The organism is Brevundimonas sp. FV1ye28 (assembly GCF_058681135.1).
The window spans coordinates 3,150,687-3,162,407 of sequence record NZ_CM178731.1 but is presented as its reverse complement, the minus strand read 5'-3'; the positions used below and the strand labels follow the sequence as shown (position 1 = coordinate 3,162,407).

Below are 11,721 nucleotides of genomic sequence, written 5' to 3'. Positions count from 1 at the left end.
GCATGACCGCCTGGGCCCACTCGCTGATCCGCATCTCGAACTACGAGGTCGAGACGCTGCAGAAACGCCTGGCCGAAATCTCGTCGCGCAAGGTCTCCGCCGAAATGCGTCTGGCCGTCCTGGACGCCGAGGTCGAGGTCGAACGCGAGCGCGCCCGCGCCGACACTGAGGCCAGCATGCTACTTCAGGCCTATCTGGCCGGCTGGAAGGCCAGGAAGGGCGCCGCCGAGAGCGACCTCGTCACCCTCGACGCCGAGGAAGAAGGCGCCCGCGACGCCCTGACCGGCGCCTATTCCGAACTGAAGAAATTCGAGCACGTCGCCGAGACGACCCGCCTCAACGCCCTCATCGCCGCCGGCAAGCGCGAAACCGCCGCCTTCGACGAGATGGGCCTGCGTCGGCGTAGCGCCTAAGTTTCCTTCTCCACTCGGGGGAGAAGGTGGCCGAGCGAAGCGAGGTCGGATGAGGGGGCTGCGTCCGCCTCGCCGTTCCAACCGTTGAGAGCCGATCCGATGACACAGCCCCCTCATCAGTCAGCCTCCGGCTGCCACCCGTCGTCGGATCGCGATGCGCTCCTCCTCCACCCGCAAGGGGAGAAGGGCCTTTCCCGCCGCACCGTCCTCGCGTCTTCCCTCGCCCTCGCGGCCTGCGGAAACACCGCCGCCGCGCCCGCTGTCGCCGCGACCCCGCTGAAGTCCATCGCCCCCTTCCCCATCGGCACATCGGCCATGACCGGCCAGTTCAACGACCCCGCCTGGGTCGATCTGGCCCTCACCCACGTCTCCCAGCTCACGCCCGAGTGGGAGATGAAGATGGAATACATCCTGTCGGAGACCGGCGACTACCGCTGGGACGCCCCCGACCGGATCGCCGACTTCTGCACCACCCACGGCCTGCGCCTCTTCGGCACGACCCTGATCTGGTACTCGCAGGACTCGGCCTTCTTCCGCTCGCTCAGCGGCGATCGTTTCCGCACCGAGTACGACCGCTACATCCAGACCGTCACCCAGCGTTATCGCGGCCGCGCCACCGGCTGGGACGTGGTCAACGAGGCCGTCGCCGAGGACGGCGCCGGCCTGCGCACCTGCCTCTGGTCCGAGGCCCTGGGCCAGGACGGCTACATCGCCCGCGCCTTCGAACAGGCGAAGCTGGCCGACCCGGACGCCGTCCTGTTCCTCAACGACTACAATCTCGAGAACCTGCCGACCAAGGGCGCGACCTTCCTGCGGCTGGTCGAGCGGATGCTGAAGGCCGGCGTCCCCATCGGCGGCATCGGCACCCAGTCTCATCTCGACATCGAGATCCCCGCCGGCCAGACCGCCACCTTCTTCCGCGAGGCCGCCCAGTTCGGCCTGCCGATCCACGTCTCCGAGCTCGACGCCTCCCTGCGCTCCGAAGGCCGTGTCGACCTGCGCTCGCCCCGCCAGAGGATCGAGCAACAGACCGCTCGCGTCGCCGAACTGACCTCGGCCTTCATGGACCTGCCGCCCGCCCAGCGCTTCGCCTTCACTGTCTGGGGCTTGCGCGACACCGACAGCTGGCTGCGGCGAGACGCTCGCGACGACGGCAAGGACTCACCCCTGCTGTTCGACGCCGCCGGGCGGGCGAACCCGATGTTCCAGGCCGTGGCAGGGGCGATCCGCGCAGGCTGATCTGCTTACGAACGAGAAACGCCCGCCGGTTTCCCGGCGGGCGCTGATTTTCTGGCCGTTTCTTCCCTGAAGGCTTAGGCGGCGGCGCTCTGCGGAGCGGGCGCCGACACTTCCGACGGATCGCGCAGCACATAGCCGCGGCCCCAGACGGTTTCGATGTAATGTTTGCCGCCGGCGGCCGTCGCCAGCTTCTTGCGCAGCTTGCAGATGAAGACGTCGATGATCTTCAGCTCGGGCTCGTCCATGCCGCCGTACAGGTGGTTCAGGAACATTTCCTTGGTCAGGGTCGTGCCCTTGCGGAGCGAGAGCAGCTCCAGCATCTGGTATTCCTTGCCCGTCAGGTGGACGCGGTGACCGTGCACCTCGACCGTCTTGCCATCCAGGTTCACGGCGATCTCGCCGGTGTGGATGATCGCCTGGGCGTGACCCTTGGAGCGACGGACCACGGCGTGGGTGCGCGCGATCAGCTCGTCCTTGTGGAAGGGCTTGGTCATGTAGTCGTCGGCGCCGCCGCCGAACGTCTTGACCTTGGTCTCGATCTCGGTCGAGCCAGACAGGATCATCACCGGCGTGTTGACCTTGCCGACGCGAAGCTGGCGCAGGACTTCCAGGCCGCTCATGTCGGGCAGGTTCAGGTCAAGCAGGATCAGGTCGTAGTCATAGATCTTTCCAAGATCGATGCCTTCCTCGCCCAGGTCCGTCGTGTAGACGTTGAAGCCCTCGGACTTCAGCATCAACTCGATGCTTTGCGCCGTCGCGTGATCGTCTTCGATAAGCAGAACGCGCATTCATGCCCCTCCAGGCAAAAGCTAGACCATATGACCCGCCGCTCACGGCTAGGTAACCTTGTTCGAGAGTTAACTCCTCGAACCCTTAAGAAGTATTAACGCCACCCCATGAAGGCGAATCTGGGGTGATTTGCGAATCGCGTCGAGACTCCATGAGTCAACGATTCGAATTATTTCGCGCCGCGCCCTCGTGGCTGGCCATGTTTGGCATGATTGAATCCCACCCGGGCCCGCCACAACCGCAGATACGACCGATTCTGACGTTAAGAAGGATAATCTTCCTAACGTCCTTCTGACTGGCCCTACAATGGGGGTCGGTTGCGCATCGGTATCGGGAGAAAGCCTTGAACAGACCCTATCGGATTATCGTCCCGGCGGAGGAGCGGCACCGCGCCGACCTGGTCCTCCAGATCGTCGCCATGCGGCTGGGCACGCCGGTCGAGACCGTGTCCCGTCAGGGCCGACTGTCCTATTCGGCCCTGCGGGTGCGCCGGCTTTCCCTTTATCTGGCTCACGTCGCTCTGGGCTGGACCCTGGAACGTGTCGCCCACGCCTTCGGGATCAGCCGCCAGACCGTCGGCTCGGCCTGCACCCGGATCGAGGAGGCGCGCGACGAGCCTCATCTGAACGACCTGCTCGATCAACTCGCCGGGACCATCCAGGCCGTCTGCGACGCCCCGCCGGTCACAGATCTGCCGGACGTCGCATGAGCGGCCCGGTCGCGCGGGCGCGGGGCCTGCTGGAACGCGGCGGCTGGGTCGATGCTGCGGGATCGGACAGGACCTATCCGCTTCGACTCGGCGCGGACCGGCGCGGCCGTGCGACGATGATGTTGAGCGAGGCGACCTTCCACGGCCTTGTGCAGGCGCCCGGCCTCCGGGCGCGTCCCGGCGGGGGCTGGATCATGCGCACAGCCGGCCCCGAGGCTGCATCGCCGGCCGCCGGCATGCCCGGCCGGATCGTCGGTGAGCGCGCCATCATGATGCCGGACGGCGGCGTGATCCTGCACCACGCCAATCTGGGGGAAAGCCCCATCGCCTGGCTGGCTCGCCGCAAGGATGCCACGGGTCGCCCCTGGCTCGGTCGGAGGGATATCGCGGCGGCCGAACGGCTCAGGCTCGACGCCGAGCTGGCGCGGTCCGGGCCGTCCTTGACCATGCGCTGGGACGCCCTGCCCCGGACGGGCGGCAGCGGATCGTCTGCCCGGGTCGAGCCGGGCGACCGCGCCCTGGCCGCCGGACGACGCGTGGCCCAGGCCCTCTCCGCCGTCGACCCGCGCTATCGCCCTCTGCTGGAACAGGTCTGTCTGCGGGAAACCAGCCTGCAACTCGCCGAACGCGAGACCGGCGTCGCTCGTCGCCAGGGCAAGACGGTGCTCAAGGCCGGGCTGCGGATGCTGGCGAACCACTACGGAATCGGTGAAGTCGAAGTGTCCGAAATGTCCGTAATGTCACCCTGAAAATTGCGTCACCCCGGACATTACGCCCGATGACCGTCAGCCCGCCGCCAGGGCCTCCTGCCGGATGCGGCCGACCATGCTGTTCAGCCCGTTCGCCCTCTGTCGCGTCAGGGCCTGGGGCAACCCCAGCCGATCCAGCGCCGCCTTGGCGTCGAAGGCCAGGATCTGGTCGGCGGGACGGCCGGAATAGAGCTTCAGCAACAGGGCCACATTGCCCTTCGAGATGGCGCTGTCGCTGTCGGCCCGGAACCTCAGCCGGTCGCCGTCGCGCGATGACGCCAGCCAGACCTGCGCCGCACAGCCCGGCACCTTGTTGGTCTCGGTTCGATCGGCCTCCGGCAGGGGTTCGAGGTCCTTGCCCAGGTCGATGACATAGGCGATCCGCTGTTCCCAGTCCTCCAGCACCTCGAAATCCTCGGCCAGTTCCTCCAGGGTCGCGTCGATGGTGTCGGCCGGTTCGGTCATGGCCGCCAGATAGGCCGCCCGCCGGTTAACGACAACCACGCCGTCCATCCCCAGTCACGGCTCGCGAATCCCCTTGACCGAGTCGCCTCCTGCGGGAGCGGGCTTTAGACGACTCATGCGGAACGCTAATCTCGCCGGTCGGCGGCGCCTCCTCCTCTCCCAACGCCTCGCACCCGGCCGCCTGGACACCTGTTTGAACCCTGTCGCCAACCCCGACCCGGACGCCTCTCCGCCGCGCGCACGCGCGTCGACGGCCGAAGGTCTGTCTGCCCTGGCGGCCTGGCATGCGGCCTGGGCCGTGGGCGCGGCGGTCTCGACCCTGGCGGGCGCGACCCTCGGCTGGCTCGGAGGTTCGGCGATCTTCGGCGCGGCTGCCATGGCGGCGCCCGGCCTCGTGGGGCTGGGCCTGTTGCGGCGCGACGGGACGGGCGAGCGGTCGCTGGTTCTCGTGGTCTGGACCTTGGCGGCCTTGGCGGCGGCCATGCTGTCGGGCGGCCTCGCCGGTCCCCTGGTCGGCTATGTGATCATGCCTTTCGTGGCGGCCCTGGCCCTCGGCGGTCCCCGCCACGGCGTCCGACTGGCCCAGGCCGGTTCGGTCGGGGCGGGCATCGCCGCGCTCGGCGGTCAGCTTTCGGCCCTCCTGATCGGCCCGCCAGCGGAACAGCCCCTGGCCGCCTCGCTCTCCGTCCTCCTCGTCATGGTCGCCGCCGTCCTGGCCGTTCGGCTGGCCTGGCGTCTGCGCGAGAACAAGCTCAACGCCGCCGAGGCCATGACGCGCAGGGTCGAGACGCTTCTGGCCGCCCAGCCCGGCCTCACCCTCGTGCTCGAACCCAGTGGTCGGGTGCTGGCCGCCTACGGCTCGCCGCCGCCCGCCCTAGATCCCGAGGCCCTGTTCCAGTCCGGCCTGATCGCCGCCGTCCACGCGCCCGATCGCCCCGGCATCCTGACCGCCATCGATCGCGCCCTCGCCGGTCACGAAGGCCAGGTCCAGTTCGCGCCCCGCGTGGCGCTCGACCGCCGGGTCAACCTCATCATCCGCAGGATGGAGGACGGCGACGGCGCCCCCCGCGTCATCGCCCAGGCCTTCGACGCCACCCGCCAGTTCGCCACCGAGATCGGTCTCGAAGCCGCCCGCGCCGAGGCCGAGGCCCGTGACAGCGGCAAGACCCGCTTCCTCGCCAACATGTCCCATGAGTTGCGCACGCCGCTGAACGCCGTGCTCGGCTTCTCCGACATCATGCGCCAGCGGATCTTCGGCCCCCTGCCCCAGAAATACGCCGACTACGCCGACAGCATCCATGAGGCCGGCGGCCACTTGCTGGACCTGATCAACGACGTGCTGGACGTGTCCAAGATCGAGGCCGAACGCTACGAACTGTCGCGCGAGACCTTCGATGCGCGCGAGGTCGTCTCCGCCGCCGTCGCCCTCGTCCGCGTCACCGCCAACGACAAGGGCGTGGGCCTGTCCAGCCTGGTCCCCGACGAGCCCCTGATCGTCGATGCCGACCGCCGCGCGCTGAAGCAGGTCACGCTCAACCTGTTGTCAAACGCCATCAAGTTCACGCCCGCTGGCGGCTCCGTGACCCTGACACTCGACGTCATCGGTCCGTATCTGGAGCTCGTCGTGTCCGACACCGGCGTCGGCATCGCCGCGAAGGACCTGAAGCGCCTCGGCCGCCCGTTCGAACAGGCCGGCGCGGTGGAGCAGAAGGTTCAGGGAACGGGTCTGGGCCTGTCGCTCGTCCGGTCTCTGGCTGAACTGCACGGCGGTCGGATGAGCCTGGACTCGACCCTGGGCGAAGGCACGGCCGTGACGGTGCGGATGCCGGTCGCGGTCGCCCTTCGCGCCCCGGCGCCCGAGGGTGGCGCGGAGGTGATTCCCTTCAACGCAGGAGGTTGAGACCTGGTGCGGTCCTAAACCGTCCCCAGCGCCACGAAGGCCCGGGCCGCCCCGAAGTCCCCCGCTTCAAACGTCGCGGTCGCCACGCTGCCGTCGCGGAACAGGAACTCGATCAGGAAGGGCTCGCGCGGGTCGAGGCGGGACAGGCGGTCTCCGCCCGAGGCTGGGAAGGTCCAGGTCTCACCCTGCGTCTGGCCCGAAGCCAGCAAGGTCGCCGGAGCGGCGGTGGTCCCGGCCGACCAGACCTGCTGGCGGACGCGCTGGGGCGGCAGTACGGCACGCCCGGCGGCCGTAAGCCAGGGGCGGGCGGCCAGGGCCGGATCGCGCATGACCATCCGCGCCGCATAGGGACGCGGACGCCCGACGAAGGACACCACCGCCGACAGGCTCTCACGCCCCGTCGCCGAGGCGTCTATGCCGAAGCGCACCGGCGAGGCCCCGGTGACCGAGGTCTGAACCAGACGCCAGGTGGCGCCTTCTCGAGGCACGCGATCGGCGGTCCATTTGGCGCTGTCGCCGTTGAAGTCCATACGCGGGATGCGCTGCCAGCCGGCAAAGGCGTTGGCCACCCGGTCGCGCACCACAGCCAGTTCGGGATTGGCGCAGGACACCTGACGGGCCCGCGTCCGGGCGCGGGCGGCCGTGGCCTGAAGCGCGGTCTCGGCCGTTCCGGCGCGCAGGGCCGCGCCTCGCGACTGAAGCGCCGCAGCCGACAACGCCCCGGCGACAGGCGCTCGGAACAGGCTGCATTTCTGGTGCGCGGCCAGGACGAAGGTTCGGTCATAGTAGGTGCCCGTGCCGTCGGCGAAGGCGGCCGCCGGCGTCGTCGCCATCAGGACAGCGGCGGCGATGGCTCTGGCGGTGCGGGTCGAAAGGCCTATCCTCATGCCCTCACCGTAACGCGACGTCGTTCCGGTCCCGTTTCCGAGCAGGGTTACCGATTTGCTTCTGAACTCAGACCTGTGGGTCGGTGCCCTGATCCGCCGCGCCCAGATCGAGGGCGCCAGCGCGACCGTCGTGAAAAAGGGCGACACGCGCGCCGGGACCGTGATCGTGAAGGCCTACAACACCTCCCAACGGACGGCCCAGCTCTACAGCGAAGCGTTCGGCAATGAAGGAGAACGTCTCTGGATTCAGCCGGTGACCGGGACCGAGAGCGAGTTGGACGCCTATATCGAACGCCAGCGCGGCTACGATCCCGACCTCTGGGTGGTGGAGATCGAAGACCGCCAGGGGCGGCATTTCATCACCGAGAAGGTGCAGGACTGAGCTGACCCCGCTGGTCGCAAATCCTTAACGACGTTCGGGAACGGAACCGCAAGCGGGCCGGGCCTAGGTTCGGGATGTCGGCGAGAAGCGTCGGCGTCAGGCGAGTGCCCCGCATGCTGTTTCTCATGAACGACGTCGTCTTCGACCTGAACGAGGCCTCCCCGGTCACGTCGGCGGATGCGCGCCGGTTCGAGAAGCTGGGCTTCGACTACCTGATGGAACTCGGTTGCGAGCTGTTCGCCGAGGACCCGATGATGCACCGGAACGACCCGGAGCGCGCCCGTCGCCTGGCCTGGCTGATCCACGACCGCTCGCCGGAAGTGAACGCCGCCCTGTTCGCCGCACCCGAGACCGACTGCGACCCAGCCCTGGTCGAACCCCAGTTCTGCGCCCTGCCCGATGCGGTCCTCGCCCAGCTGATGACGCGCGGCCGCAAAGGCAAGCTGGACGCCGTCGCCGCCGACCGCGCCGTCTGGGGACGTATGGCCGCCTGACACGCGCCAAGCTTGTAGGACGAGTGAATGGGACGATAGGCTGACGGGGTTGTTCCGGAGACCCGCGTCATGTTGTTCCGCCGTCTGAAGCCGACCCTGCTCGGCGCCGTCGCCGCTCTGTCTCTCAGCGCCGCTTTTCCCGCCCATGCAGAATGGCTGCGGGCCGAGAGCGAGCATTTCATCGTCTACGGCGACGTCAGCGAAGGCGACCTGCGCTCCTATGTCCGCAAGGTCGAGCGCTTCAACGCGGTCCTGCGCCTCTACTACCCCATCGCGAACGAGCACGAGGCGCCCAAGCTGGAGATCTATCTGGCCCAGGGCGGTGCCGACATGCGCCGCATCTCGCCCAGTATCAGCTCAGGCATCGCGGGCTTCTACAGCCCCAGCCCCGAGCATGTTTACGCCGTCGTAGACCTCCAGAAGTCGGAGGGCGACAAGACCCTGTTTCACGAATACGGCCACCACTTCATGCTGGTGCATCTGCCGGGGGCCTATCCGGCGTGGTTCGTCGAGGGGTTTGCCGAATACTATTCGACCGCGGACCTGACGCCGGGCCGCATCCGTGTGGGGATCGAGAGCCGCGGCCGGGTCAACTCGCTGCGCGGGGCCGTCAACACCTGGGTGCCGATGGATGTCCTGCTCGGCCGGTCCGTGGGCCAGTTGCGCGGGCAACAGGGCTACGGCTTCTACGCCCAGTCCTGGCTTCTGATGAACTACATGATGAGCACGCCGGAGCGGCAGCAGATGCTGCGCCGCTATCTCCAGCTCGTGCTCGGGGGTACGGAGTCGGTCGCGGCCATGACCGAGGCGACAGGGCGCACGCCGCAGCAGTTGCAGCTCGACGTCCGCAGCTACCTCTACCTGATCACCGTCTACACCCTCCAACAGCCCATCCCCGAGGCCGAGGTCGCGATCGAGCGCCTCGGCTCGGGCGCCGACGACCTGATCTGGCTGGGTCTGCGCATGGACCGGTCGCTCGGCAGCGCGTCGCGCCTGCGAAATCCCGACCCGATCGAAGCGCGTGAGGGCGAGACCGCAGAGCAGACCGCCGAGCGCGCCGAAAACCTTGCCGAGGCCCGCGCGGACTTCCTCGAGGGCATCGCTCTCGCCCGAGCGACCGCCGCGCGCCACGCGGGCGACCCGATGGCCGCATTGGTCCTGGCCAAGGCCGAGATGGCGGCCGGCGAGTGGGCGGCGGCGACCACGGCGCTTGAGCCCCTGACGGCCGAGAGTTCAACCAATGCCGAGGGCTTGCGCCTGGCCGGCATGGCCGTGCTGGAACGGGCCAAGGCGGAGGATGCGTCCGATGAGGAACGGGCGGCTCACCTGCGCGACGCTCGGCGTCTTCTGGGCCGCTCGCTCCAGGCGGACCCGGAGGATTTTCGCACCTACCTGGCCCTCGATGACAGCCGACAGGGGCAGGCCGGCTACCCCAACGACAACGACCTGAACACCCTGCTGGCGGCAGAGGAATACGCCCCCCAGGTTCGGGCGACACGTTATCGGGCGGCTCAGGCCCTGGTTCAGGCGGGGGTCAATCAACAGGCAATCGAACTGCTCGAGCCGATCGCCAACGATCCGCATGGCGGCAGCAACAACGCCACGGTTCGCACCCTTCTCAATCGGGCACGCGTCAATGCCGGTCTGATGCCGGACACGTCCGCAGCGCCGCCGGAAAGCGACGACGCCGGTGAGGAGCCTGAGGGTTCCTGAAGTCCTACGTCAGGACGTTGAACACCACATGCACCAGGGCGGCTGCCCCGAAGATCACGCCGAAGCCCGCCGCCAGACAGATCGCGGGGTGAAACTCGCGTTCCGTGAAGCGTTTCGCAGGCGCCCGATGGGACGCGATGTGGTGGGCAGAATCCAGCAAGGCCATAACCGTTTCCTTCTTCCCTGCGGCGTCCGGCTCGTGTCCGGAACGTCTCACCAAGGGAGGATGACTCCAAAGCCCCTTCTTGGCGAGGGGATTTTGCGGGTCCTATCGACACTTCTTCGAGAGCGCCCTCAAAGCCGGGCTGCGTGACTTTGGCGGCCCCGCGCGCTACCTCCCCGGCCGCATGTCCAAACTGACCCTCGCCGAGGAGGCCGGCCGCCGCCGGACCTTCGCCATCATCGCCCACCCCGACGCCGGCAAGACGACGCTGACGGAACATATCCTCTTGTCCGGCGGGGCCATCCGCGCAGCTGGCGCGGTGCGCGCGCGCGGCGAGAACCGGCGCACCCAGTCCGACTGGATGAAGATCGAGAAGGAGCGCGGCATCTCCGTCTCCGCCTCGGTCATGACGTTCGAGCACGAAGGCAAGATGTTCAACCTCCTCGATACGCCTGGGCACGAGGACTTCTCGGAAGACACCTATCGCACCCTAACCGCTGCCGACTGCGCCATCATGGTGCTGGACGCCGCCAAGGGCATCGAGCCGCAGACGCTGAAGCTGTTCGAGGTCTGCCGCCTGCGCGACATCCCGATCATCACCTTCATCAACAAGCTGGACCGCGAGGCCCAGGACCCCATGGCCCTGCTGGACGAGATCGCCTCGCGCCTCCAGCTCGATCCCTCGCCGATCTGGTGGCCGGCCGAGAGCGGCAACCGCCTGCGCGGCATGGTCGAGATGGGCACCGGCAAATTCCAGCCCTATGCCAAGAAGCCCGCCGGTTCGAAGGACGACGTCCCCCATCCGGCCGCCCTGCCCCTGGCCGAGGCCGGCGAGTATTTCGAGGCGGGCGAGCTTCAGGCCCTGATGGACGCCCAGGAACTGGTCGAGGGCGGCTACCCGGCTTTCGATCGCCAGTCCTTCCTGGAAGGCCATATGACTCCCGTCCTGTGGGGCTCGGCCCTGCGCCACTTCGGCATCGACGAGCTTCTGGCCGCCATCGGCGAATGGGCGCCGCCGCCCAACACAATGCCGGCCAGGAAGGAAGCGCCGCCCGAGACGCGCAACGCCCCAGCCCCCGTCGAACTGACGGTCGACCCGGGCTCCAGCGAGGTCACCGGCTTCGTCTTCAAGGTTCAGGCCAACATGGACCCCAACCACCGCGACCGGATCGCGATGTTCCGCATGGCCTCGGGCAGCTTCAAGCGCGGCATGAAGCTGAAGGTCCAGAACACCGGCAAGCAGCTGTCGGTGAACGCTCCCATCATGTTCTTCGCCAGTGACCGCGAACTGGCCGACGACGCCTTCGCCGGTGACGTGATCGGCATTCCCAACCACGGCGTGCTGCGCGTCGGCGACAGCCTTTCCGAGAGCGGCCTGATCCGTTTCGCCGGCCTGCCCAACTTCGCCCCGGAAATCCTGCAGCGCGTCCGGGTCAAGGATCCGCTCAAGGCCAAGCACCTGAAGAAGGCTCTCGACGGCCTGGCCGAGGAAGGCGTGACCCAGTTGTTCCGCCCCGAGATCGGCGCGGACTTCATCGTCGGGGCCGTGGGCCAGCTGCAGTTCGAGGTCATGGCCGACCGTCTCGGCGAGGAATACGGTCTCGACGTTATCTTCGAGCACAGTCCCTATGCAGAGGCCCGCTGGATCGATGGGGACAAGGCCGACGTCGAGGACTTCATGTCCAAATACCGCGGACAGATGGCCCGCGACATCGACCAGGCCCCGGTCTTCCTGGCCAAGTCGAGCTGGGAGACCGGCTACGTCATGGAGCGCTTCCCCAAGGTCGCCTTCACCAAGACCAAGGAACGCGGCTAGGC

13 protein-coding genes are annotated in these 11,721 nt (G+C 67.9%); 9 read left to right on the top strand and 4 right to left on the bottom strand.

All coding sequences use genetic code 11. From position 1 onward, the window contains the following. The first annotated feature begins 2 nt into the window (after positions 1-2). Together ACW171_RS15570 and ACW171_RS15565 are read left to right on the top strand one after the other, a co-directional pair. Positions 3-413 (top strand): flagellar export protein FliJ, encoded by a 411-nt coding sequence (locus ACW171_RS15570; RefSeq protein ID WP_492094562.1) that lies wholly within the window; start codon positions 3-5, stop codon positions 411-413. Positions 414-512: 99 nt separating this feature from the next. Beyond that, positions 513-1,652: an endo-1,4-beta-xylanase gene (locus tag ACW171_RS15565; protein ID WP_492094560.1), complete on the top strand. Its 1,140-nt coding sequence runs from the start codon at positions 513-515 to the stop codon at positions 1,650-1,652. A gap of 74 nt (positions 1,653-1,726) precedes the next feature. On the opposite strand, the gene ctrA is transcribed toward ACW171_RS15565, so the two are convergent. Continuing rightward, positions 1,727-2,440, bottom strand: a complete 714-nt coding sequence (gene ctrA, locus ACW171_RS15560; protein WP_492094558.1) for a response regulator transcription factor CtrA — start codon at positions 2,438-2,440, stop codon at positions 1,727-1,729. A 344-nt stretch (positions 2,441-2,784) separates the two neighbouring features. On the opposite strand from ctrA, the gene ACW171_RS15555 reads away from it, so the two are divergent. Further along, positions 2,785-3,150 carry a chromosomal replication initiator DnaA gene (locus ACW171_RS15555; protein WP_492094556.1) on the top strand — a complete coding sequence of 122 codons (366 nt, stop codon included), beginning with the start codon at positions 2,785-2,787 and terminating at the stop codon, positions 3,148-3,150. Next, the gene (locus ACW171_RS15550; protein WP_492094554.1) at positions 3,147-3,899 is read left to right on the top strand and encodes a DUF6456 domain-containing protein; all 753 of its coding nucleotides are present in this window, start codon (positions 3,147-3,149) and stop codon (positions 3,897-3,899) included. Before ACW171_RS15555 ends, ACW171_RS15550 begins: the two co-directional genes overlap by 4 nt. A 36-nt stretch (positions 3,900-3,935) precedes the next feature. On the opposite strand, the gene ACW171_RS15545 is transcribed toward ACW171_RS15550, so the two are convergent. Then, positions 3,936-4,364 (bottom strand): SufE family protein, encoded by a 429-nt coding sequence (locus ACW171_RS15545; protein WP_492096651.1) that lies wholly within the window; start codon positions 4,362-4,364, stop codon positions 3,936-3,938. 193 nt (positions 4,365-4,557) lie between these two features. Here ACW171_RS15545 and ACW171_RS15540 point away from each other — a divergent pair, with 193 nt between their 5' ends. After that, complete coding sequence (locus ACW171_RS15540; protein WP_492094552.1) at positions 4,558-6,264, top strand: sensor histidine kinase; 1,707 nt, start codon at positions 4,558-4,560, stop codon at positions 6,262-6,264. 14 nt (positions 6,265-6,278) lie between these two features. On the opposite strand, the gene ACW171_RS15535 is transcribed toward ACW171_RS15540, so the two are convergent. Further along, the gene (locus ACW171_RS15535) at positions 6,279-7,151 is read right to left on the bottom strand and encodes a hypothetical protein (protein ID WP_492094551.1); all 873 of its coding nucleotides are present in this window, start codon (positions 7,149-7,151) and stop codon (positions 6,279-6,281) included. Positions 7,152-7,206: 55 nt separating this feature from the next. Here ACW171_RS15535 and ACW171_RS15530 point away from each other — a divergent pair, with 55 nt between their 5' ends. The 3 genes from ACW171_RS15530 to ACW171_RS15520 all read left to right on the top strand — a co-directional run bounded on the left by ACW171_RS15530 (position 7,207) and on the right by ACW171_RS15520 (position 9,740). Then, positions 7,207-7,533: a DUF1491 family protein gene (locus ACW171_RS15530; RefSeq protein ID WP_492094549.1), complete on the top strand. Its 327-nt coding sequence runs from the start codon at positions 7,207-7,209 to the stop codon at positions 7,531-7,533. 113 nt (positions 7,534-7,646) lie between these two features. Next, positions 7,647-8,027 carry a hypothetical protein gene (locus ACW171_RS15525; protein ID WP_492094547.1) on the top strand — a complete coding sequence of 127 codons (381 nt, stop codon included), beginning with the start codon at positions 7,647-7,649 and terminating at the stop codon, positions 8,025-8,027. 69 nt (positions 8,028-8,096) lie between these two features. Next, positions 8,097-9,740, top strand: a complete 1,644-nt coding sequence (locus tag ACW171_RS15520) for a DUF1570 domain-containing protein (protein ID WP_492094545.1) — start codon at positions 8,097-8,099, stop codon at positions 9,738-9,740. Positions 9,741-9,744: 4 nt separating this feature from the next. Here ACW171_RS15520 and ACW171_RS15515 read toward each other — a convergent pair whose 3' ends face one another. Continuing rightward, the gene (locus ACW171_RS15515; RefSeq protein WP_492094544.1) at positions 9,745-9,906 is read right to left on the bottom strand and encodes a hypothetical protein; all 162 of its coding nucleotides are present in this window, start codon (positions 9,904-9,906) and stop codon (positions 9,745-9,747) included. Between the two features lie 181 nt (positions 9,907-10,087). Between ACW171_RS15515 and ACW171_RS15510 the strand changes: the two genes are divergently transcribed. Beyond that, positions 10,088-11,719 (top strand): peptide chain release factor 3, encoded by a 1,632-nt coding sequence (locus ACW171_RS15510; protein WP_492094543.1) that lies wholly within the window; start codon positions 10,088-10,090, stop codon positions 11,717-11,719. The last annotated feature ends 2 nt before the right edge of the window (positions 11,720-11,721 follow it).